Consider the following 22824-nt stretch of genomic DNA (forward strand, 5'->3'; position numbering starts at 1 on the left):
TCCTTAAGGTTGATTATGTCCTAGATCTTGCCCAGGCCGGCATCGTCGCCCACTTCCTCATGGGTGTCGATGACATAGTTCACGATATCCTGGACAGTAGTGTAGGCCACGCCTACATAGGTATCGGCAGCGCCGTAATAAATGGCGATGCGGCCGGTTTCGGCGTCGGTCAGAGCCGCGCAAGGGAACAATACATTGTTGACGAAACCTCTTTCCTCATACCATTCCTCCGGGGTAAGCACGAAGTTTCTGGAGCGGTATTTGACTCTTGACGGCTCGTCCTTATCCAGAATAACCGCGCCCATGCTGTACACGAGCCCGTTGCAGGTTCCTGTAACCCCGTGATAGAACATCAGCCAGCCTTCGCTGGTCTCGATCGGTGCAGGGCCGCCGCCGATCTTGGTGCTCTGCCACCAGCCTTGTCCGCCCTTGGTCATGACATGGCGGTGTTTGCCCCAGTATACGAAGTCCGGGCTTTCGCTCAGGAACACATCACCGAACGGCGTGTGCCCGCTGTCGCTCGGCCGGGACAGCATCACGAAGTTGCCGTTCAGCTTCTTGGGGAACAGCACACCGTTGCGGTTGAACGGCAGGAACGGATTCTCCAGGCTAATGAACGTTTTGAAATCCTGTGTCTTGGCTACCCCGATGGCAGCCCCATAGAAATCTGTACACCAGATGATGTAATAGGTGTCTTCAACCTTTACCAGACGCGGGTCATAGGCATAACGCGGTGCATACGGCTGGCCCGCTTCATCAATGAACTGAATCGGCCCGTCAGCGATTTCCCAGTCCAGACCGTCCGCACTATGGCCCATCCGCAGGTGAGGGCGGGTCGTATTGTCTTCTACACGGAACACGCCGAGGAAGCTGCCTTCGTAGGCAATAACGGCACTGTTAAAGATCCGGGCAACGCCTTTGGCCGGATTGCGTTTGATGACCGGGTTGTCACTGTGTCTCCACACCGGATTGTCATTGCCTGCGGGTCTGCCCTGCCAAGGCATGTTCGGGATATTATGGTCAGTAGTCAGCTTAACTTCTTTCAATGGTTGATTCCTCCAAGTGTTTTTATTTTACTGAACCTTGAGCAAAGCCGTTGTAAATGTACTTCTGCAAGGAGACGAAGGCGACCAGCGTCGGAATGATCGCAATCATAATCGCCGCACAGATGACTTCCCACTGCGAGCCGTAAGGCCCTTTAAATTTGAACAGCGCGGTAGAGACGACCTGCAGGCTGCTTTTTGGCATGTACAGGAAAGGCGTGTAAAAGTCATTGTAGATGTTAACGCCCTTCACGATAATCACCGTAACTATGGCAGGACTGAGCAGCGGCAGAATAATTCGCCAGTAAATCGTCCAGTACGACGCCCCGTCCAGCATGGCCGATTCATCCAGCGACTCGGAGATCGAGTCCAGGAACTGCATGAAAATATAAACGGCGATAATGTCGGTACCAAGATACATCAGAATGGGCGCCCAGCGCGTATTGAACAAATCCAGCGAGTTGATGATCTGGAAGGTAGCCACCTGTGTCGTTACGCCCGGAATCAGGGTAGCCAGCAGAAAAGCCCCCATCAGCAGCTTGCTGCCTCTGAATTTGAAGCGGGCCAGAATATAAGCCATCATTGATCCGGTCAATGTAGCACCTGCAATCGAGATCAATACGATGATGATGGTGTTCATGAAGCCCAGCAGCATTTTGCCGTCGACAAAAGCTTTGGTATAGTTGCTGAAATTCAGCCAGTTCTCCGGCATGGTGAGCGGTCCGGTACTGGCGTACTCCGCATTGGTTTTGAGCGAGGCGAAGAAGACGACAATGATCGGAATGAGTGCGGCAAGCGCTCCTAAGACTAAGGAAAGGTACTTGAAGAAAGAAGCTGCGCTGTATTTGAAAGGTTGCATCTCTTACTTCTCCTCCTTAATCAGCACACGCTGCAGAATGGTCACGAGAATCACAATACCCAGAAGCACTACAGCCATTGCCGAAGCAAGGCCCAGCTTGCTGTATTTAAAGGCCACATCGACGGTCTGAATGACAAAGGTGCCGCTGCCGTTAGAGCCGCCGGTCATGACATACGGAATTTCGAAGACACCGATCGCGCCGCTCACCGCGAGGATCAGATTGAGCTGCAGAATACGCTTGATGCTTGGAATGATGATATGTCTGAACTGGTGCCAGCGGTTCGCACCGTCAATTTCCGATGCTTCATAAATATCGCTGCCGATGGAAGAAATCGCTCCGAGGAAGATAATAAAGTTCATCCCCATGTATCTCCAGACGGAAGCAAATGCGAGTGAAATATTGATCAGATGCGGATTCAGCAGCCACTTCTGCTGCCATGCGCCGAGTCCAACCAGGTCAAGCAGCGTATTGAGGGTCCCCTCCGGCTTGAAGAAGAACAGGAAGATGAACCCGATGGCCACCCCGTTGAGCAGTGTCGGGAAGAACAGAATGCCTTTGAACCAGTTCTTCAGACGGACATTGAAGCTCAGGATGGTCGCGAAATACAGGGCCAGCCCCATTTGCACAAAGGTGGCAAAGAAATAATACAGACTGACCTTAAACACGGTGAAATACTCCGGTCTGGTGAAGATCGTCTTGTAATTGTCGAAACCGACATACTCCATTTTCTTGCTGAAGCCGTCCCAGCTTGTGAAGCTGTACTGGAACATTTTGAATACAGGTAAATATGAGAACGTCAACAGCAGCGCTACCGGAACTAACGAGAACAGCAGAATGATCAATAGCCGCTGATTTTTATAGCTTAAGTTGGACAATCTCTCCACACCTCCTAAGAACACTGGCTTATTACTCCATATCCTGCCTAACCCCGCAAAAGCGAAGGGGAAAATGCCCTGACGGCATCTCCCCGTTCTCTTGAATCTGTCTTCACTCTGCGTTTATAAAAGCTTATTGCGCTGCTGTAATCTTAGCTCTTGCCGCTTTCCATTTGTCGTTCAGGTCCTTCATGATATCGTCGTAGGAATCCTTGCGGTTGCCGATGGCGGCTTCAATGATTACTTTCTTGAAGTCAGGCTGCCAGAGGCCGATCTCCGCTTCTTTATCGATCGCATCCACCCAGCCCTCTTCACCGGCCTTGGCTGGTGCAAGGGTGTCGAAGGTTACGTCCGTGCCTTCAAATTGCTTGAGGATTTCCGGAAGCTCAGCGCCCTTAACCGGGCTCATGCCGCCGCCTTCAGTGGTCGGATAACCCGATTCATTAATGAACCAGTCCACCCAGGCTCTTGCCGCTTCTTTGTTCTGGCTGTGGATGCTTACACCCAGGTTATAATCGTCGGATAGCGGAACCAGAATTTTGTCTGCGTTGGTAGGGAAAGGCATGAAGCCGACATCATCAGGATTGGTTGCCAGTCCTTTGATCTGGCCGATGGCCCAGGAGCCGAGCATCATCGTCCCGATTTTACCGTTTGCCAGATCAGCCTTGGAGGATTCCCAGTCAGTAGTCGTAGGATCCTCTTCAATCAGCCCGTTCTTCGCGGCGTCGTACATTACTTTGTACAGGTCGTAGTGAGGTTGACCCGGCACGAAGTTATCATCCGAAGCAACCTGGGCAATATTTACATATTCCCGGTCTCCGGCAACCGTAGCCAGATCGGCTTCCCATTGGGTGAGTGTCCATCCTGCTGCATAGTTCGTGTACAGCGGAACAGCGTCGGTTTTGTCCTTGATGCTCTGCAGTGCAGTCTGGAACTGTTCAAAGGTTCTTGGTACCTCAGTGATCCCCGCATCTTTGAATACCTGCTTGTTGTAAATCACACCGGAGAAGTTAACGGTGACCGGAATCCCGTAGGAAATGCCGTCTACAGTGCGTTCTTCCAGGCCGGTATACTGCTGCTCCAGATCGGACATTTTACCCAGCGGCTCAAAGAACTCCGGCAGGTCTTTGATCGCCACGCTGGTTGGCAGCAGCAGCACATCGCCGTAATCACTCGTGCCCATCCGGATTTTAATCTGGTCCTCATAGCTGGACAGCGCTTCAAAGTTGACTTTGACATCCGGATATTTCTCGTTGAACTTGGCTGCGTAATCCTTGAATACGGTATCAACGATATCCGTTCTTTGGGTAATTACCGTGATATTGCCTTTAATATCCTTGGCCGCATCTCCCTCAGGAGCAGCAGTAGCCTCGGTGCCTGTCCCTGTATTTCCTCCATTCGTTGCTGCTGTATTATCCGTGTTGTTGTTTGATGAACAGCCTGCGAATAAGCCTGCCATCAGCGTCAATGCTGCTAAACTGGTAACTGCCTTTGTCTTCTTCATTGCTGGTTAAACCCCTCTCTGCGATTCACATAACATAATAACAATCAACTAACAAAACTTTACCCAGATAAAAGCATAATTCACTCCACAAGAGTTTCATGGATGTCTTCACTCGGGAAATTGAGTGTTGGTATCGCTTACAGGCTAATTATAAATCGTAATCCGCCCTAAAACGATGGTTTGAATTGTTTTTTCTGGTCTTCAATTTGTTATTTTTGTTTTTATTATTTTATTATTCTATGCAGAAAAACGTCAAAAAAGAGGGCTTTCGCCCTCCTCCAATTCATTTCATCCTGTTCACATGCATGTATCGATGCTTCTTAACCTCTGGGAATTCTGCAGCCGCTCTTATAGTCTTTGGGAGTCATGCCGCATATTTTTTTGAACAGCTTGTTGAAATATACGGGATCATTATAGCCTACCCGTTCGGCAATCTCGTAATTCTTGAGTTCAGGCTGCCCGGTCAGAAGCTCCTTGGCCTTCGCAATCCGTATACCAATCAGATAATCGGTAATCGTCTGTCCGGTCTTGTATTTGAACAGGCGGCTGATATAGCTGGCATTCATTCCGACCGTCTCCGCCAGGCGCTCCAGCTCGAAATTATGGCTGTATTCCTTCTCCAGGATTACTTTGGTCTGTTCGACCACGTGATGTTCCCTGCCTCCCGGAGCCAGCACTGTCGGCTGTTCTGTTCCGGAAAGCTTCAGCTGCCTGCTCTCCTCCACCCGCTTCAGCAGCTCATATAACTGGGCTTTCTCGATAGGCTTCAGCAGATAATCCAGCACCCCGAAACGGATCGCCCGCCGGGCATACTCGAAATCATTGAATCCGCTCAGCACCGCAATGGGCAGATTCTTCATATGGCCCCTGGCTGCTTCAATCAGCTTAAAGCCGTCCATTCTCGGCATCTTAATATCCGTAATCAGCAAATCAATATCCTCTGCGGACATTGTTGAAAGGCGGTTCCACGCCTCCAGGCCGTTACCATACGAGCCGATAACCTCCACTTCCACATCCATTCTGGAAGTAATCTTCCCAAGCCCGCGGCGAATCACTTCCTCATCATCCGCAATCATGATTCTGATCACTTGGCAAACCGCCTCCAGCCTTATTATCGCTTGCACAATGATTGCGTTACCATTTCAATTATAGGCTTCATCCCTGCAATATAAAATGTGCTGTATTGCCTTTTTATAGTCTTCTCTTTACTTTGCGTCCGATAAAGCGCGTGCTTCCTCCCACTTCTCATTCAACCCGTCAAAGGCCTTCTGCAAATCCGGTGCGGCAATCAGCTCCTGGATATAGTCTCCGGAGGCAAACGACAGCTTCGCGCGGTTGGCCATATCAATAAATGAATCCGTCTGTACGGTCGCTTCCACCAGCTCAGGCTGATAGGAGAGAAATTCACGGTATTGTTCCATGGAAGGCTCTGTGTTACCGTCCAGTGGAAGAAATCCTTCTGCTGTATAAGAGGTTTCATGAACCAGGAAGTTCACCCAAGACATCGACAGTTCCTTGTTTCTGCTGAATTTGCTGACTCCGATGAACCAGTCGGGATTCAGCGGTGCATAATGCTTCAGCCCGTTATCATAGGGAAACGGGAAGAAACCGATATCCTCCGGAGCTGCTCCGGCATCGAGAATCTGGCGGACGGTCCAGTTGCCGCTCAGGAACATCCCGGCCTCCCCTTTAGCCAGCTTGGTTTTGGAGATCTCCCAATTATTCGAGAACAGCTCATCCTCTGCATAACCGCGGGCTATGATTGTACGGGTAATTCCGAGCAAGCGGCCCCATTCATTATCAAGCTGCCAGGGAGCATTCTCATGAACCATATTGTTCAGGTAATCGGGATTCCCGGTCATGTAATTGACCATATTATTGCCCCATTCCCGCAGCGGCCAGACTGCACCGTAATTCATATAAATCGGTGTAATGTCCGCTTGCTTCAGCTTGGCGCAGATGGCGTAGAATTCATCCAGCGTCTGCGGAATTTCCGTGATGCCCGCCTGCTTAAATGCCTTTTTGTTGTAGACAATCCCGCTTGTAGTTGTCCCGGTGGACAGACCGTATCTTCTGCCGTCATAGGCAGCAAAGGTAGTGAACTTCTCCCCCGCAGACATCTCCGCACTAAGCGGCTCAAAAAAATAATCCAGCTCCCTCGCAGGCAGATTGACCGGCAGCAGCAGCACATCACCGGCATCCTTGGTGGAGAGACGCACCATAATATCGGTCGCATAGTTGGACAAGCCTTCGAATTCTACGCTTGCTTCCGGATACTTCTTCATAAACTGGTCGGCGTACCCCTGCATTGTACCGTTCTCAATAAGATCAATCCGGTTGGTCAGCATGAGAATGCTACCGGACAGGCTCTGCTGTTCATGGTCTGCTGCAGGCGTTGCCGGAACGGCCGGCTTGCTGCCGGAGCTGTCACAGCCCGCAGACAGCAGAAGCAGCAGTAATAACATTGTACGCAGAGGCCGGTGTGCGTTCGTCTTTTTCAATCCGCTTAACTCCCTTCTGTCTCTGAATCACTGGCTGAGCGGTACGGGGGCAGCGGCAGCGAAAGGATAACATCCGTCCCCTCACCCGGCTGACTGAACACCTCAATGCCATAAGCCGCCCCGTAGTTCAGCTGTACCCGCTGATGCACATTTTTCATGCCGATACCGCCATTGATGCTTTTCTTCGGAGGCGATTCCCGTTTCAGATCATCGTTCAGCTTGTCCAGGGTCGCCTGCTCCATCCCGCAGCCGTCGTCACGGATATGGAACAGCAGCTTCTGATCGGTGAATTCACATCTGATGCTAAGATGCATATGCTCTTTACTGTCATCGAGCCCATGGTACGCGGCATTCTCGATAATCGGCTGGAACACCAGCTTGATGATCGAATAATGATCCAGCTCCTCGGGAACATCGATCTGCAGCACGAACCGCCCGGGATAACGGCAGCCCAGAAGCTCAACATAGTTGCAGACATATAACAGCTCCTGCTTCATCGTTGTCCGGCCTGACAATTCACTGGTGCTATACCGCAGCAGCTTGCCCAGAATTGAGATCATATCGGCAGCTTCTACATCATCGTTAATCTCCGCTGTCATCCGGATGGACTCCAGTGTGTTATAGATGAAATGCGGGTTAATCTGGCTTTGCAGCGCATGCAGCTCCGCTTCCTTCTTCTGCTCCTCGATCCGGTATATATCCTGAATCAGCTGCCGGATGCGGGCCAGCATCCGGTTGAACTGATGGCCGAGCAGGCCGATCTCATCCCGGCGTTTCACGCGGAAGTTAACGTCCAGATCACCGCCCTGCACCCTTTTCATCAGCTGAATCATTTGGGTCAGCGGTTTGGTCAGCGCGAAGGACAGCACAATGGAAATGATCAAGGCCAGCACAATAATAATCAGTGTCGCCGCCAGGGTCGCGTTACGGGTCAGCTTCACATCACGGGTTAATTCATCGACCGGAATGGAGATAATCACCTTCCAGCTCGTCTTCGAGGAACTGGAGTAAATATTCAGCCTCTCCTTGCCTGACACTGTATCATAGAAGCTTCCGGCCGCGCCCTGGGCACTGCGGAACAGCGGAGTCTGCGAGATATCCATCGTCAGCAGCTTCTGGTCACTGTCATAAATGACCTTGCCCTTCTCGTCCACGATCAGCGATGTACCGCGGGTGACCCTGTCCAGCTCCGCTACCTGGGTCTCCATATTGCTGATATTAGCCTCCACCGCGATCAGTCCGACCGGGTTCCAGAGCCCGTCGACGATTTTGCGGACAACGGTATAGGCATAACGGGTGCTCTGCAGATTGGTAGTGTAAGCCTGTGTGCCGAATAGCAGCGCTTCGCCGCTGGAATCCTTGGCCTGCTGGCTCCAGAAGGTATAGCTCTGATCCAGATCAAGCCGCACGCCGCCATCCTTGGCAGAATAATAACCGTGACCGTAGGCGTCAAAAATATAGACGGAGTTCGTCCCCCGCTTGATATTGTTAATGAAGGAGATATTGCCCTCTATACCCCTCTGGATAGACAGGAGCAGATCGAAATCACCCGGCGCTACCCCGGCGCTTCCATGATCCCCCTCAATCATCTTCTTCTGTTCATAATACCGGTTGGACGCGATCAGATTCTGCTTGATATCGTTTACATAAGCCGGCATTGAGGAGATTCTTTTCATATCTTCTATGTAGTCATCGATCCCGTCCATCATTTGGTCAATCAGCTTCTCTGAATAAGCGACGGTATTCGCTTGAATCGACTCGGAATAGCTCTTAAAGCTGATGATGCTGATAATAGAAAGAGGCAGTGTGATAATAACCAGGAATACGAGCAGCAGCTTACGTTCCATGCCCATGTCCCTGATAAAAGACCACCTGCTGTGTTTGTGTTGGTCCATCATTTGGTCTTCCCCTTCATCAGCTTTACCTAACTTTTTACAATAAATCATAACATTTAACTAACAAAATTATTATACTTGTTAGCTTTAGCATACACAAGGAAAACTGCCTTCCGCTTCTATTGAATAGTAATGCCGTGGAAACATTAATAAATACCCTTTCACTTCTCCCGGGAAGTGAAAGGGCAGCAAAGTTAATTCTAACGTGATTATTATTGCGGTTCTATTCCCTGCTGAACCGGATTCAGCCTGATGTAATCGACGTTGTACCAGCCCCAGTTGCTCCGGATTACAATTGAGTTCCCGCCTTCCAGCAGCTCTACGGAAATGGCCTCACTCTCCTGGAATCCGGTGGAGGCAGCCAGGTCCAGCTCTTCACCGTCACTGCCGTTGACGGCAATGCGGGTCTTCTTATCGCCGTACGGTGAGCTGTAGCCCAGAATCAATTCATACGTCCCTGCCGCTTCGGCGTTATACTTCAGAGTAATAGAGCCGTCCTGCTGGAAGGCAACGTAGCCGTCTCCGCTGTAGCCGCCCGCTGCTGCCGCGACCGCCGCACCCTCTGCAAGGACGCCGCTCTCAGCCTCGACTTTAGTGGTATCCGGGCTGCCCGGTGTAGTACCGGCACCTGCAATCCGCACTTCGTCCAGATAGGCCGAAGCACTGCCCGTGCCGCTGAAGCTCTCGAACTTAATGCCTATAGCCTTCACCTGGCTCAGATCGGCTATCCCCGCCAGCGGCAGAGTCAGCGTGGTAAACTGGCTGGAATCTACCCCGGACAGGCCGCTGTCTGCCCAGGCCCAGCCGGAGCCGGTCTTGATGTACAGGCGGGCCTGGGCAGTGCCGGCCGAGAGCTTGACCTTCGCGCTCAGCGTATCGACGGCGCTCAGGTCAAGGGCCACATATTTGGCCAGCTCAAAATCGCTGCCGCTAAGCGAAAAGACGGTGCCGAGCGCCTTGCCGCCCTCGGCGGAAGCTGCTGTGGTAACGGCTGCTGCAGCCGCTTCTGCGTTATTCGACTCCACGGCCCAGCCTTCGGCATCCTGCTCGAAACCGTACAGCAGTCCCGGCTGCGCCGGCGACCCGTCCGAACCGGACCCGCCGTTCGGGACACCGCCCGTGCCGTCGCCAAACGCCTGAATATCATCGAAGTAGAGCGTGCCGGAGTTGCCCGCCGTCCCCTCGTTTTTGTTGACATAGATGGAGAAGGTCTGGACATCCTTCAGGAACTGCTTCGTAATGACGCGTCCCGCGTTGGCTGTATCCCAGGGTGCAGGCTTGAATTCACTGAACGGAATACTTATCTCGCCCGCTTCCGTACCGGCCAGGGAGGGATAAGCCTCAAAGGAGATGCCGCTCATCTTGATCTGGATGACCAACTTCTGGCCGCTGCCGTCCGGCTGATACCAGAACTTCAGCTGATTCGCTTCCGACCAGTCGGCATTGTCGACATTCTTCGATTGGCCGGTATAACCCTGAGTATCTACATTGTAAACGAACTTCAGGCTGTACTGGCCGTTGTTCTTGTGCTCTGCATCCAGCGAGATCACGCTGAGGTCCCCTCCCGGACTGTAAGCATTGTCCAGCAGCCCGTTATTGCCCTTATAGTCCTCGAAGGTGTCTACAACCAGTGTATTCGCGTTCGGCAGCGTATCGCTGACATAGACCTGAATACTCTGGTCCAGTACGCTTCCGTTCTTCGCGTAAGATTTGACCGTAAGGGTAGTGCCCATCCCGGAGAGCGAAGCTCCCGGCGTCCAGTCCGCCGTATAGTAGAAGCCGGCGCCGTCTGCCGCCATCGGATGCTCTGCAGGATCATCTCCAATCAGATAGACGACTTTTTCAATATCCTGATGGGTTACACGCACCCGGATAGCCGCAGTACCTTCGGTCAGAACGGTCTCGTTGCCCACAGGTGTTGCGATATGCAGGCCGGGTTTTTCCTGGGCCGCATCCACTGGAATGGAGTACACCCCGTCATCCTTGATCTCACCCAGGAAGGAGGAATACGGGTCCCCGTAGTATTCCACGAAATCCGGCAGCAGCGCGTGATCCCCGAGTCCGTTCAGGCCGTTCTTGTACGGAACGAAGAAGTTGTCTGTGCCGAAGTTGGCCCAGGTCAGCATGTAGGCCATTCTGGCAGAGTCCGGATCGGACTTCAGCGCCTCCAGCAGCCTGGTGAAGAATTCCAGATCCTTCGTACCTGCCGGACGCAGATTGGAGTAACCGAATTCGGTCATCGCTGCGACCTTGCCCTTGGCATCGGCGAGCCTGGAGACCAGCCCCGCATCCTGAACCGCACCATTGAACCAGCCTTCCGCACTGCCGTCGTAGTAATCGTCGAATCCGAGAATATCCACATACTCATCCCCCGGATAGGTCTCCAGGTAAGTGGCTTCCGAATTATTGAACGAGCTGTTCGGCGAATAGGCATACAGGAAGTTGTGGACTCCCTTCACATCGCGCAGATATTCCACCGTATAGCGGTACAGCTCGATATATTGCTCCTTGGTCCGGTAAGGGGCACCCCACCAGAACCAGGCCCCGTTCTGTTCATGGAACGGACGGAAGATCACCGGGATCGGCGTGCCGGAATCATCCTTGAGGTTGTTGGCAAAGTCCGCAATCATATCAAGGAACTGGTTGTAGGCTTCGTGCTTATCTCCACCCGGCAAAATATGTGATACCACCTTGCCCTTGGTATCATTGAAGCTGCCTCCGGTCACGAAGTTCGGCATGTGGGCACTCAGGGCAAGCACGCCGCCCTGACCGTATGCCTGCTTCATCACACCGATCAGGTTGTCCCGGTTCTGCCGGATGGCATCCAGACTGACACCAGGCTTCTCTTTGCCCTCCAGACTTAAGGTATCCCAGCCGAACATTCCGGGCAGATCGCCAACCGAATTCTTAACATCGGACTGGGTTCCGTCTTTGGCAGTGATGGATAGCCCTTCCGTTGTATCATGCTGGTGCCCGAATATAGTCTCCTTGCCCCGGTTGCTCTCCAGATAGGCAAAAAGCGAACGGGTGGCAGCAGTCGCCTCCGAATCCGCCAGATCAATGCCTGGCTCCGGCGTATTTGCCGGCGTTGGCGACGGAGTCTGTGACGGAACCGGCGTGGCCGGAACAGGGGACGGAGACGGCGTTGCTGTAGCTGCCGGCGTTGCGGGTGAACCCGATCCGCCGGACACCGGTGCCGCAGATGCCTTGGCTGTAGCGGATGGCGGCGGGGAAGCAAGTATGCCGCCGCTGATCGTGTGGGTTCCGGCAGGCAGCGCTTTGCCGCTCAGCGTGACGCCTGCAGCCTTAACAGTCACACTGCCGATGTCGCCGCCTCCGGTAATTATCGTCCCTGCGGCTGCCTCGTTAATGATCAGGCTGCCGATCTTCCCGCCGGCCGGCACTACCACTTCGCCCGGGGTATTGAGCGTAACCCGGTCAATGATCGCTCCGCTGCCAAGTTCCAGCCTGGCGCTGCTGTTGATATCGGCGGAGGAAATCCGCGTGGAACCGTAAGCCAGCACCCGGACCCGCCCGTCCTTCCGCAAGATATCCAGTGTGTTCAGAACGGTGTCCTCCAGAACAACGGAATGCTCCCCGCCGCCGGCCACAAAGGTCCTGCCCTTGACGGTCACGCCGTCTAGCTTGACCTCTCCGTCGCCGATACCTGCGCTCAGATACAAATTCCCGCTAATGGTGGCGCTCTTCAACACGGTTCCGGCATGGGAAATGACCGCGTTGCCGCTAACCATCCCGCCGGTCTGCCCGCCCACAGCTGAATAATAAGCGCTTACAATCCGGTCGATTAATGTTACAGCTTCTGCACGTGTAATGCTTCCCTTCGGCTTAAAGCTTCCGTCGCTGTAGCCCGTAATCGCTCCGGCAAGCGCCGCAACCGCCTCCTTCGCGTAGCCGCTGATTTCCTCCGAATCGCTGAAAGCCGCAGCCGTTGCAGCCGGACTGCCTGCCGGTTCAAATATCCGGGCCAGCAGCGCCGCCGCATCCTGCCGGGTGATGGCCGCATCCGCCATCGCACGGTTGCCTGCGAACCCTTCGTAGTATCCGGCATGCTTGGCAATGGCCAGCTGGCCGCTGTACCAGGCCGATGCCGGAACGTCGGTGAAATTGCTGTCCGCCTTCACGGACAGGCCTAACAGCTTATTAATGACCGTTACAAATTCCGCCCGGGTAATGCTCCGGTCCGGACGGAAGCTTCCGTCCTCATAGCCGCTGATGATGCCGTTCCCCGTCCATTTGGCAATACTGGAAGCTGCCCAGTGACCGGCGGAATCCGCAAAAGCCGCTGCGGTCTTCGGGGTCTGCAACCCGGACTGCGTCGCTCCGTTCTCTGCCAGTGCGGGGCTGAGGGCCGACATCAGCATTACGGAGGCCAAAGCAGAAACCATTAATTTGCGAGCTTTTTTCATATAATCCTCCCGATGGTTTGATGAATGAAACGCTTTCACTCTTTAGTTTTGTTAGTAAATAATTATTAAAATAAACTAAATAGTTTTTATGAAAGCGATTTATCATTATTTTATCAGGTGATTATTGAATGAACAGGGGCTGTGTTTACATTTATATAACTCAATTTGTTTTTAAGAAAATAAAAACAAAGACTGTAACTCAATAATGAGCAACAGTCTTTGTTTGAATAGCAGCCATCAGTTTCATCTATTATATGGATTTAACTGATATAACTTATGCCTGGCTACTGCCGTGCCTGCAAAATTTCATCCACCCGCTCCTTCGCCCCCTGCCAGGAGGTCATCAGCGGAAAGGCATATTCCTCCCGCGCCCGCAGGTTCCAGGGATGCGGGATGCAGAGCACCTTCTTCCCTGCCTGCACAGCGGGCAGCAGATTATGCGGGCCGTCATCAATCAGCAGATCGAAGCCGATCAGATGCTTGCGCTTGCAGGTGAAGAAGTTCTCAGCCGGGATATACGGCATATGCTTCTGCAGCCAGTTCCATTTCTCAAGCACCGTCTTAGGTACAGCGGCTGTAACAATAATGACATCATATGCGTTGTGAAGCTTCTCCATCTCTTCGACCACATATTCATCGAACAGCTCCAGCTCCTCGTACAGGCCGGGTCTGCCGAAGAAAAGGTCCATCGTGCTGTCCGGATGGCGCAGGTGATCCGTGTTCCAGTCCATCATATCTTCGTAGCGGAGCGGATGCGTCGGAAATTCAATGTTGTTGTGGTATATCGCTCGTTTGACGAGATGGCAGATGGTATCATCCATGTCGACGGCGATGATTGGTTTATTCATTGATTCTCCTCCAAATTGCATAGTGATTACATTATAGGCATCCGGAGGGAACGTGTCCAGACTGGCCGGGCGGTTTCCTCTGGATGCCCTGCGGCTGAATCAATGCTTACGAACAAAAAAACACGCGTCCCCATATAAGGGAAACGCGTGCTTGCCGTTCTATCTGCTTCATTAAGTATTTTAAAACAGCTGCCAGTTATGTCCCGCTGTCCCGCTAACTCCGGGAACGTCCCCGGAACAGATTGATCACAAAGAGGACCGCAGCGACAATAAGAAGAAGATGAATTAGATTGCCCATGACATGAAAGATGAAGCCGAACAACCACATCACGACAACCAGTCCGATTAATCCCCACAACATAAGATTACCGCCTTTCTCCCCGAAGGTTATTTGTCTCTATCTTACCCTTCTGCAGGGAGATTCAAACGGCTGCTGCCGGGGAGCACCGCTTTATCCCGGCTGCGGCCGGCTTTGCAGATGTAATTAACACACCCCGAACCGCCCGAATTCGGCGTACCCGTTCTCCTCCGTTAAGGTGCCGGATCCGATGGATACCGCGAATATGCCGAACTTGGCACCCACCCAGGCCCCTTCACCTTCCTTCAAGCGGAACGCAGCCCCCATCTCCGTGTAAGCTTCTCCGTCAAGACTGTATGCCAGGCGGCATTCCGCTTCTTCCGAGACTGTAAGCTGAAGATATGCAGCGTCCGAGTCCAGCTTTACACAATCATCCGTAAACGTACACTCCTGTTCCGCATCTTCCTCGGGACCTGCCGGCAGGCTCTCGAACCGGCCTAAGCATAGGCCGCCAGCCTCACTGGAGAACAGGCTTAAATGTACCGCTTTATGCCCCCATACCACCAGACCCGCGCGTTCAGACAACGCCGCGAACTGCGGTGTGATCTGTACCTGCGCCGTGAATGCAGGTGCAGCGAATTTCTGCATCAGAAGCTGCGGCGCATCGTATAACCGCTGCGTATCCAGCGGCGCGCAGCGGAGCCGGAGTCCCGGCCCCGGATGGCCGGAGGCAAGCCAGCCGTCCTGCGGATTCGCCTGCCACTGCCACTGCAGCCCCGGACGGCCGTCCGTGAAGTCATCGGAGGTTTGGGGAGCCGCCGGAAGCATTGTCCCGGGCAATTCCGGCTTCCGCCACTGCGCTACCGGCGTCCCGGTCAGACTGCCGGGTGCAGCCTGACCCATTACCGGCCAGCCCTCAATCCATTCCACCGGCTGCAGATGAACAATCCGACCGTAAGCCCCTTTGTCCTGGAAATGCAGGAACCAGCTTTCTCCTTCCGGCGTCTCTACCCAGCCGCCCTGATGAGGACCATTCACCAGGGTATCGCCCTGCTCCAGCACAATCTGGTCCTCGTAAGGGCCATAGATGGACTTGGAGCGGAGGGCAGCCTGCCAGCCGGTTGACACACCGCCCGCAGGGGCAAGGATGTAATACCAGCCGTCCCTCTTGTACATCTTGGGGCCTTCCAGTGTCGGATGATCCATAGTTCCGTCAATAATCAGCCGGCCCTCATCCAGCAGCTCCCTGCCGTCCGGGCTCATTTCGCACACATGCAGAATGTGCTTAAGGCCGCTCCGGCTCTTCGCGAAGGCATGGACTAGATAAGCCCGCCCGTCCTCGTCCCAGAAGGGACAAGGGTCAATCCAGCCTTTGGCCGCTTTAACCAGATGGGGCGAAGACCACTTCCCGAGCGGGTCCTCTGCCTGAGTCATGAAGATTCCTTCATCCGGCGTCCCGAAGAAAATCCAGAACTTCCCGTCATGATGGCGCAGGCTGGGTGCCCACACGCCTTTGCCGTGCTGAACCTGGTCATATCCCGGCAGGTCCAGCCTGTCCAGCGCGTGATTGACAATCGTCCAGTTCACCAGGTCACGGGAATGCAGGATCGGCAATCCCGGCATGTGGTTGAAGCTCGACGCTGTCATATAATAATCGTCCCCGGCCCGGATCACATCCGGGTCGGAATAATCTGCATACAGCACCGGATTGCGGTACCGGCCGTTGCCAAGGTCGGATACCCAGGGCGCATTGATTGTCTCCATTGAATAACTCCTTCAGCGCCGGACGCCTACCGCCCGGGCAGTTTATTGTGCCGCCTTCTCCTGTTCCAGCAGCGATGCCCATTGATCCAGCATTTCCTGCGCGGTCAGCTGTTTAGCCATTACCTTCTGAATCAGCGGTTCTACCGATTTCTGCACATTGGAATAACCCGCAAGATAGTACGGCACATCGGAGAACTTCGTCTCCTGGCTGTTCAGCAGATCGGAGGCTGATTTCATATAAGGCACGCTCTGCACCCACTCGTCGCCGGCAGCTTCTGTATTGGCCGGAATTTCGCCATAGAGCTTGCCGTATTTGCTGTTGATATCATGCGACAGGTAGAAGGTCATGAATTTCCAGACCGCATCCTTGTTCTTCGCCGATTTGCTCATCGTCAGCCCCAGCGGCATCAGGCCGGGGTGCTCGCGGTAGCCTTTTACACTCTTTGGAAAAGGTACAGCTTCGAACTTCGTATAGTCACCGCCGAAGGCTTTCTCATGGGAACTGGCCGAACCCAGGTTGTGTACGACGATTCCGGCTTTGCCCGACTGGAAGGTTGCAGCGAGTTCACTCCAGCCTTTGTTAAGGTCATCTTCCGGCGTATAGATATTGTAAGAACCCAGATATTTCTCTACAAATTCAACATTAAGCGGATCATTGATTGTTGCTTTGCCGTCCGCCGTGAAATAATCGGTAATGCCGGAGTAAGCATACATCAGCATTTCGAGTGTATTGGCACTGCCGGCGCCCCCGCGGATACTGAGCCCGTAACGGTCTTTCGATTTATCCGTCAGCTTGGCAACAGCATCGAAGAATTGATCCCAGGTATCCGGCAGTGCCAGTCCGGCTTCCTTGAACCAGTCTGGACGAACCCACAGATTCCAGGTCTGCGAGCTGTATGGTAGCGCATACAATTTACCTTCTGCAGTATCCAGCTTGCGGTTACTTGCAATCAGTTCCGGGTTGATCAGGTCCTTGTCCGCCCACTGCTCATAATAGGTGTCCAGCGGCTCCAGCACACCCCGGGCCAGCAGATCGGATTTGAAGTCATTCATCACATCCGGCGCCTGATCGGCAGAGATGGCCACGTTAACCTTTTGCTCATAAGCCGCGAGGTCTCCCGGTACACCCAGATAATCCACGTCGATATCCGGATTCTCCTGTTCGAACTGCTTCACGATCTCTTCGAAGAAGGCATTGCGTTCTGTGGTTACAGCTGCAGCCCAGAAGCTGATTTTGGCTTTCTCTCCGCTTGCCGCTTTACCTGCCCCGTTATCCGCCGCTGCCGCGCTGTTTCCCCCGGTATTTCCGCCATTATTTCCGCCGCAGCCGGCCAGCAGCAGCAGCAATGCTGCCGATACCAGTGCCGTGCGTTTCGCTTTGTGTTTCCCCATCATTCTGTGATCCTCCCTAATTGAAATTCTTGTATATACCTCAAAGAACGAACCCGGCGTGTTCTGCCCTGGCCGTGTCCGTCCTTGCGATACCGGACACTAGCCTTTGACTGCGCCGCCCAGTCCTTCGACCAGATAACGCTGAATGAACATGAAGAGCAGCACCGGCGGAATCAGCCCGATAATACTGCCGGCCGCAAGCGACGCGTACTGGACGCTGAATTCGCCGACCATGAATTTGAGGCCGATCGGAATCGTGAACCGGTCCGGCGTCGTAATGAACGAGAAGGCAACCAGGAATTCATTCCACACTCCGATGAAGGCGAACGCGCTTGTTGCTACTATTCCCGGCAGCACGACCGGCATAATTATCGCGAAGATAATCCGGAAACGTCCGGCTCCGTCCACCATCGCCGCTTCATCAATTTCCTTCGGCGTCGAGGAGATGAAGCCGCGCATCAGAATCGTGTTGAACGGAACCTGAAGCACGATGTAGAACAGGATGAGCGCGTACGGCGTGTTGATCATCCCGAGATTCTTGAAGATCAGGAAGAGCGGAATGACGAACAGAATGACCGGCATCATCTGGGTCGCGAGCAGCACCAGCATGAACGCCCCTTTGCCCTTGAACTTGAAGCGGCTCATGGCGTAGCCGTTCAGCACGGACAGCACCGTAATTGCCACTACGGACAATACCGACACGAACACACTGTTCATGAAATATTGCGAGAAATTGTTGTCGTTCCACACATGAATGAAATTCTCGAAGGTAGCCGGACTCGGAATGTACCGGACCGTGCCGCTAAGTACGTCCCCCTCCCGCTTCAGCGAGGTGGAGATGGCCCACAGGAACGGAACCAGCACGAACACCAGTGTCAGGGCCAGCGGTATGTAGAACAGCAGCTTCGAACCCAGCTTTCGTTGCCGTTTGCTATTCATCCTGCATCCCTCCTGACCGGTTCAGTCTGAGGTAGAGGACAACGAAGATCATCAGGAACGCGAACGTGACCACGCCAATTGCCGAACCGTAACCGTAGTTCCCTTCAAGGATGGAAGTCTTCATCATATAGATCGGCAGCGTGGTCGTCATATCCATCGGTCCGCCGTTCGTCATCGTAAAGATCATATCAATGGAGTTGAACTCCCAGATGGCACGCAGCAGCGTAGCGAATACAATACTTTCTTTCAGGAAAGGCAGCGTGATGAAAAAGAGCTTCTTGACGCTCCCCGCACCGTCCACCTCACAGGATTCATAGACCTCATGCGGAATGGTCTGCAGTGCCGCCAGCAGCGTGATCGCGAAGAACGGAATCCCGCGCCACAGCTCGGCGACAATCACGGAACCAAAGACGGTATGGATATTGGCCAGCCAGGCGACTGGCTCAGAGATCACGCCCAGCTTCATCAGGATATCGTTAATGATCCCTATGTGCTGGTTGAACATCAGCGACCACAGCATGGTGGTCAGTACACCGGACACCGCCCAGGGAACAAGCACCAGGGAACGGACCAGACCGCGCAGCTTGAACGCCTGGTTCAGCAGCAGCGCAACCACGAGTCCGAATACGAGCTGCAGCACTACTTCTATCAGCACCCATTTCACCGTGATCCACAGTGAAGAGTAGAACATATCGTCCTGCGTGAATATATTCCTGAAGTTCTCGAGTCCGATGTAACCCGCTTTCTGCAGCCGGGTGAAATCATAGCTCTGCACACTGAGATCGAACACCCTGAAGATCGGGAAGACGAGAAGTCCCGCGATCAGCAGGACTGTCGGTGCGATCAGCAGGTAAGGGAACCAGCGGTCGCCCGTTTTTTTGCGGGAAGCTTTAGATTTGACGGTCATTGTCTTGCCGCCGGTTGATTGGGATAATTCCATAACAGCACCTCCACGCTTATCTTAAACCAGAGCGTGAACGTGCTGAATACACTATCTTTCGAGGATTGTTTGTTTTCTTTAACTGATTTGTTTGATCATTTATCCGCTTGAAGAACTAAGCCGCTCTAAGAATGCTGCCGGTCCCTGCGGTACTCGGAAGGCGATTTGCCGTAATGCTTCTTAAACAGCACACTGAAGTACTGAGGGTTGCGGTAGCCTACCTGCTCCGATACCTCATACGATTTCGCATCCGTGGTAGACAGCAGCTCCGCTGCCTTGTCTATGCGCAGCTGAATGAGATACTCGCTTAAGTTCATGCCTTTATATTTCTTGAAGAGCGTGCTGGCATACGCGGATGAAATATGCACATGGCCCGCGATGGCGGTCAGGTTCAGCTCCTCCTCATGAAAATGCTGCCGCATATACTGCTCCATCTCCTTCAGCAGCGTATGATGTGAATTCTGCGAATGGCGGATTTCTCCGCTGACGAATACACCGGCTTCACCGATGACCGGCTTCAGCTGGGCAGCGTTCAGTGCCTCGCCGTAAGAAATTGCGATGCGCCCGATCCCTTCCCGGCAGCTGCCCAGACCGACGCTGATCTGAAGCTTCAGGCAGGTCTCCAGCGTCCGGCGGATTTCCCCCAGATGCTCAGCCAGCTGCTCCGCCGCACCTTCCCGGTCTTCCGGGGCAGGCAGGTTAAAGAGCAGGTTGACCCGGTTGTTATAGACCGCCGGATACCGGTAGGGAAATTCCCCGGACTCAAGCTCCGAGCAGATATTATGAATGGAGAAGAGCAGCAGCTCCGCATTGTCCCCTTCCCCCGCGCGGGCAAAGCGGCGGTTGTCCTCCGGCTGAATCACCGCTACCTGGAAGCAGGCTTCCGGTGCAGCTATGCCGAGATTGTCCAGTTCCTTCCGCGCCCACTCCGGGTTGGCGCAGCCCTCGAACAGCTCTGCGAAGAACTTGTTCTGGATCAGGGCCTGGCTCTTCCGGGCTTGCTCGGCCCCCCTCTTGTCGGCCAGCAGAGTGCTTGCGGCAGAAGCAACCGCATTTAGAATCACTTCATTATCCTCATATTTCAGAATATAATCGGCCGCCTGCAGCCGCAGCGCCTGCTTGGCATACGAGAAGTCATCATAGCCCGTCAGGAAGACGACCTTGGTTCCCGGGTATTCCCCGTTAATACGTTCAGCCAGCTGCAGTCCGTCCAGAAAAGGCATCTGGATATCGGTCAGCACCAGATCCGGCCGCAGCTCCTCCATCAGCTTCAGCGCTTCTTCCCCGTCAGCGGCTGTGCCGGCTACCTCAATGCCGGCCTGCTCCCAGCGGATATTGCGCCGCAGGCCTTCCCGGATCCACATATCGTCATCTACTATAAGCAGTTTAATCATGGGAATCTCCTTCCTTCTGCACCCGGGGCAGCCGTACCGTGACCCGGGTAAACTTCATCTCTTCGCTGTCAAGGACAAGGCCATAGGCCGGTCCGTATTGCAGCACCAGCCGGCGATGGGCGTTCCATAGCCCGAAGCTCAGCGCATTGTCGCCTGCGCTGTCCGCCTGCAGTGAATGGCGCAGCTGCGCCAACCGCTCAGGGCTAATGCCTTGTCCGTTATCATAAATCTCCAGCACTGCGCCGTCTTCATCCGCATAACCTGTTATCGTTACCATTCCTTTGCCGCGCTTGTTCTTGATGCCGTGGTAGACGGCATTCTCCACGACCGGCTGCAGTGTCAGCTTAGGGATGCGCAGCGTCAGCAGCTCTTCGTCCACTTCTATGGCATAATCGAAATCCTGATTATACCGGATGTTCAGAATCAGCAGATAACTGCGCACATGCTCGATCTCTTCCGCGACGGTAATCAGCTCGGCGCCTTTGCTGATGCCGATGCGGAAATACCGGGTCAGCGCGCCCACCATCACGGAGGCCCGTTCCCGCTCCTCCAGATCAATCAGATGCTTGATTGAACCGAGCGTATTGTAGAGGAAATGCGGCTGAATCTGCGCCTGCAGCGCCCGCATTTCCGCCTTGCGCTTCTGCTCCTGCTCCTCCCGCACCTCATTCAGCAGCTGCTCGACCGAATCGGAGAGCCGGGTCAGGCCCGTGGCCAGGACGCCGATTTCATTGCGCTGGTCAATCTGGAAGCTGACGCTGAAATCCCCGCGCTCGAACCGTTTCACCTGCTTGGACAGGTAACGGATCGGGTTGCTCAGATTGCGTGCCGCCAGCGTCGTCGCAGCTGCCACCAGCACAAGGATGACCAGCGTGACCGCCAGAACGATCCACTGGATGCGCGATGCACCCGCGAGAATATCCTTCTCCGGCACAATAGCAGCCAGCACCCATCCGTTCAGCGGCAGCGTCTGATAAGCAATATCCAGCTTCTGGCCTGCCGCGCTTTCCACCGCAAGACTGCCGTTCCCGCCGGCCAGCTGCCGCAATTCGGTAATTGTACCCGGCTTCACTTCATAGTCCGCCTTCAAGGATTTGGAGAATAGCTCGCCGTCCGGGCTGATCAGTGCCAGCGCGCCGTTCGGGCTGATCTGTACATTCTGCATGATTTCCAGGAAGTAGCTTTCACGTAAATTGATCAGCACAATTCCGCTTGAGGGGGAAGTCGGCGTGCCGATCATTTTGAAGCTGCTGAGCACCCGCCTGTCCTCCACCGTATTGAAGATGGCATCTTGGTGGCTGTTCAGCCAGTAATAGCCTTTATCTGAATCGTTGTACCGTTCCTGCCATGCCGGAAGATCGATCGAGACGCTCCGGGGCACATATTCCTGCTGGAGGTTGAAGGTCCTGCCGTTGTTGAAGGCAACGTAGATGGAATCAACCATGGCATTATAGGAGTGGTATACGCTTTCAAGACGGTTATGCAGCTCAATAATGTCATTGAATTTCTGCGGGGTATCCCCCTGGTCATTCACCGACAGCAGGTTGCGCAGCGATGTCGTATCCTCTAGATTAACGAGCTGTTCAAAGATCGTCAGAAATTTATCGTCCAGGAACAAGGCGGTCTGATAGGTGGTATCGGCCAGCGAATACAGCGAGTTCTTGCGGAGCTGGTCACTGGCGGACCAGTAGGAGAACGATCCTGTTGCAATAACGGACAGAATCATGACCGGCAGAAAGGTAATCAGCAATTTGGTTTGAATGGGCTTATCCAGAAAATAGCGTTTCATGACCTCTTCCTCTCCCCTAGCACTCGCCGCCGCATAGGAATAAGCCTGCCGGCACGGATGTAAGGGCTTTAATAATGACTGAGTCTAGCACAGAATCATGCAATTGCAAACCTAACTTATCACCTGATTACAAGGGGCAGCGGGGAGTCACCAGATTAAGCTGGAATAAGAAATGAAGCTTTCACGGGCTTGTAACATACTTAAGAATCGCTTGAGGGCAAAGCCAATGGCCAATCCAAAGTTCATCCCTCTCCGCTTGAAACTCGTTTTAATTCACTACTCTTGTACTGTATCCCTAAGGTCTGCAGCTGGCAGACTTGCGTGATGATTTGGTATCCGTCCACGTACTGCTGTG

16 protein-coding genes are annotated in these 22824 nt (G+C 53.7%); all 16 read right to left on the reverse strand.

From position 1 onward, the window contains the following. Window positions 1-20 precede the first annotated feature (20 nt). The 16 genes from PBOR_RS25260 to PBOR_RS25330 all read right to left on the reverse strand — a co-directional run bounded on the left by PBOR_RS25260 (window position 21) and on the right by PBOR_RS25330 (window position 22469). Window positions 21-1004 (reverse strand): glycoside hydrolase family 130 protein, encoded by a 984-nt coding sequence (locus PBOR_RS25260; protein WP_218918929.1) that lies wholly within the window; start codon window positions 1002-1004, stop codon window positions 21-23. Window positions 1005-1068: 64 nt separating this feature from the next. Beyond that, on the reverse strand, window positions 1069-1902 hold the full coding sequence (locus tag PBOR_RS25265) for a carbohydrate ABC transporter permease (RefSeq protein ID WP_042216452.1): 834 nt from the start codon (window positions 1900-1902) through the stop codon (window positions 1069-1071). A gap of 3 nt (window positions 1903-1905) precedes the next feature. Further along, window positions 1906-2787, reverse strand: coding sequence for a carbohydrate ABC transporter permease (locus PBOR_RS25270; protein WP_042216454.1), 882 nt, complete (start codon window positions 2785-2787; stop codon window positions 1906-1908). Window positions 2788-2911: 124 nt separating this feature from the next. Then, on the reverse strand, window positions 2912-4282 hold the full coding sequence (locus tag PBOR_RS25275) for an ABC transporter substrate-binding protein (protein ID WP_042216456.1): 1371 nt from the start codon (window positions 4280-4282) through the stop codon (window positions 2912-2914). A gap of 320 nt (window positions 4283-4602) precedes the next feature. Further along, on the reverse strand, window positions 4603-5370 hold the full coding sequence (locus tag PBOR_RS25280) for a response regulator transcription factor (RefSeq protein WP_042216457.1): 768 nt from the start codon (window positions 5368-5370) through the stop codon (window positions 4603-4605). A gap of 117 nt (window positions 5371-5487) precedes the next feature. Continuing rightward, a complete protein-coding gene (locus tag PBOR_RS25285; RefSeq protein WP_245647900.1) occupies window positions 5488-6783 on the reverse strand; it encodes an ABC transporter substrate-binding protein in 1296 nt (431 codons plus the stop codon). 5 nt (window positions 6784-6788) lie between these two features. Continuing rightward, the gene (locus PBOR_RS25290; protein ID WP_245647902.1) at window positions 6789-8636 is read right to left on the reverse strand and encodes a cache domain-containing sensor histidine kinase; all 1848 of its coding nucleotides are present in this window, start codon (window positions 8634-8636) and stop codon (window positions 6789-6791) included. Between the two features lie 254 nt (window positions 8637-8890). Further along, window positions 8891-13105, reverse strand: a complete 4215-nt coding sequence (locus tag PBOR_RS36440) for a glycosyl hydrolase (RefSeq protein WP_081972178.1) — start codon at window positions 13103-13105, stop codon at window positions 8891-8893. 284 nt (window positions 13106-13389) lie between these two features. Then, window positions 13390-13953 (reverse strand): 5' nucleotidase, NT5C type, encoded by a 564-nt coding sequence (locus PBOR_RS25300; RefSeq protein WP_042216461.1) that lies wholly within the window; start codon window positions 13951-13953, stop codon window positions 13390-13392. Window positions 13954-14167: 214 nt separating this feature from the next. Continuing rightward, window positions 14168-14314, reverse strand: coding sequence for a lmo0937 family membrane protein (locus tag PBOR_RS37140; protein WP_157764125.1), 147 nt, complete (start codon window positions 14312-14314; stop codon window positions 14168-14170). A 123-nt stretch (window positions 14315-14437) separates the two neighbouring features. Then, a complete protein-coding gene (locus PBOR_RS25305; RefSeq protein ID WP_042216463.1) occupies window positions 14438-16015 on the reverse strand; it encodes a glycoside hydrolase family 43 protein in 1578 nt (525 codons plus the stop codon). A 42-nt stretch (window positions 16016-16057) separates the two neighbouring features. Then, window positions 16058-17410 (reverse strand): ABC transporter substrate-binding protein, encoded by a 1353-nt coding sequence (locus PBOR_RS25310; RefSeq protein ID WP_052429634.1) that lies wholly within the window; start codon window positions 17408-17410, stop codon window positions 16058-16060. Window positions 17411-17506: 96 nt separating this feature from the next. Next, window positions 17507-18346, reverse strand: a complete 840-nt coding sequence (locus PBOR_RS25315; protein ID WP_042216465.1) for a carbohydrate ABC transporter permease — start codon at window positions 18344-18346, stop codon at window positions 17507-17509. Beyond that, window positions 18339-19286 carry a carbohydrate ABC transporter permease gene (locus tag PBOR_RS25320; RefSeq protein WP_042216467.1) on the reverse strand — a complete coding sequence of 316 codons (948 nt, stop codon included), beginning with the start codon at window positions 19284-19286 and terminating at the stop codon, window positions 18339-18341. Before PBOR_RS25320 ends, PBOR_RS25315 begins: the two co-directional genes overlap by 8 nt. A 125-nt stretch (window positions 19287-19411) precedes the next feature. After that, window positions 19412-20680, reverse strand: a complete 1269-nt coding sequence (locus PBOR_RS25325) for a response regulator (protein ID WP_042216469.1) — start codon at window positions 20678-20680, stop codon at window positions 19412-19414. Continuing rightward, window positions 20673-22469, reverse strand: a complete 1797-nt coding sequence (locus PBOR_RS25330) for a sensor histidine kinase (protein WP_042216472.1) — start codon at window positions 22467-22469, stop codon at window positions 20673-20675. The genes PBOR_RS25325 and PBOR_RS25330 overlap by 8 nt, the downstream gene beginning before the upstream one ends. Window positions 22470-22824: the final 355 nt, after the last annotated feature.

This window comes from Paenibacillus borealis, assembly GCF_000758665.1.
GTDB lineage: Bacteria > Bacillota > Bacilli > Paenibacillales > Paenibacillaceae > Paenibacillus_AQ > Paenibacillus_AQ borealis.

Coding starts and splice junctions, on each gene's coding strand:
- PBOR_RS25310 (WP_052429634.1), bottom strand. CDS start 17,410: ATGATGGGGAAACACAAAGCGAAACGCACGGCACTGGTATCGGCAGCA.
- PBOR_RS25300 (WP_042216461.1), bottom strand. CDS start 13,953: ATGAATAAACCAATCATCGCCGTCGACATGGATGATACCATCTGCCAT.
- PBOR_RS25265 (WP_042216452.1), bottom strand. CDS start 1,902: ATGCAACCTTTCAAATACAGCGCAGCTTCTTTCTTCAAGTACCTTTCC.
- PBOR_RS25315 (WP_042216465.1), bottom strand. CDS start 18,346: ATGAATAGCAAACGGCAACGAAAGCTGGGTTCGAAGCTGCTGTTCTAC.
- PBOR_RS37140 (WP_157764125.1), bottom strand. CDS start 14,314: ATGTTGTGGGGATTAATCGGACTGGTTGTCGTGATGTGGTTGTTCGGC.
- PBOR_RS25290 (WP_245647902.1), bottom strand. CDS start 8,636: ATGGGCATGGAACGTAAGCTGCTGCTCGTATTCCTGGTTATTATCACA.
- PBOR_RS25330 (WP_042216472.1), bottom strand. CDS start 22,469: ATGAAACGCTATTTTCTGGATAAGCCCATTCAAACCAAATTGCTGATT.
- PBOR_RS25275 (WP_042216456.1), bottom strand. CDS start 4,282: ATGAAGAAGACAAAGGCAGTTACCAGTTTAGCAGCATTGACGCTGATG.
- PBOR_RS25305 (WP_042216463.1), bottom strand. CDS start 16,015: ATGGAGACAATCAATGCGCCCTGGGTATCCGACCTTGGCAACGGCCGG.
- PBOR_RS25320 (WP_042216467.1), bottom strand. CDS start 19,286: ATGGAATTATCCCAATCAACCGGCGGCAAGACAATGACCGTCAAATCT.
- PBOR_RS25325 (WP_042216469.1), bottom strand. CDS start 20,680: ATGATTAAACTGCTTATAGTAGATGACGATATGTGGATCCGGGAAGGC.
- PBOR_RS25260 (WP_218918929.1), bottom strand. CDS start 1,004: ATGCCTTGGCAGGGCAGACCCGCAGGCAATGACAATCCGGTGTGGAGA.
- PBOR_RS36440 (WP_081972178.1), bottom strand. CDS start 13,105: ATGAAAAAAGCTCGCAAATTAATGGTTTCTGCTTTGGCCTCCGTAATG.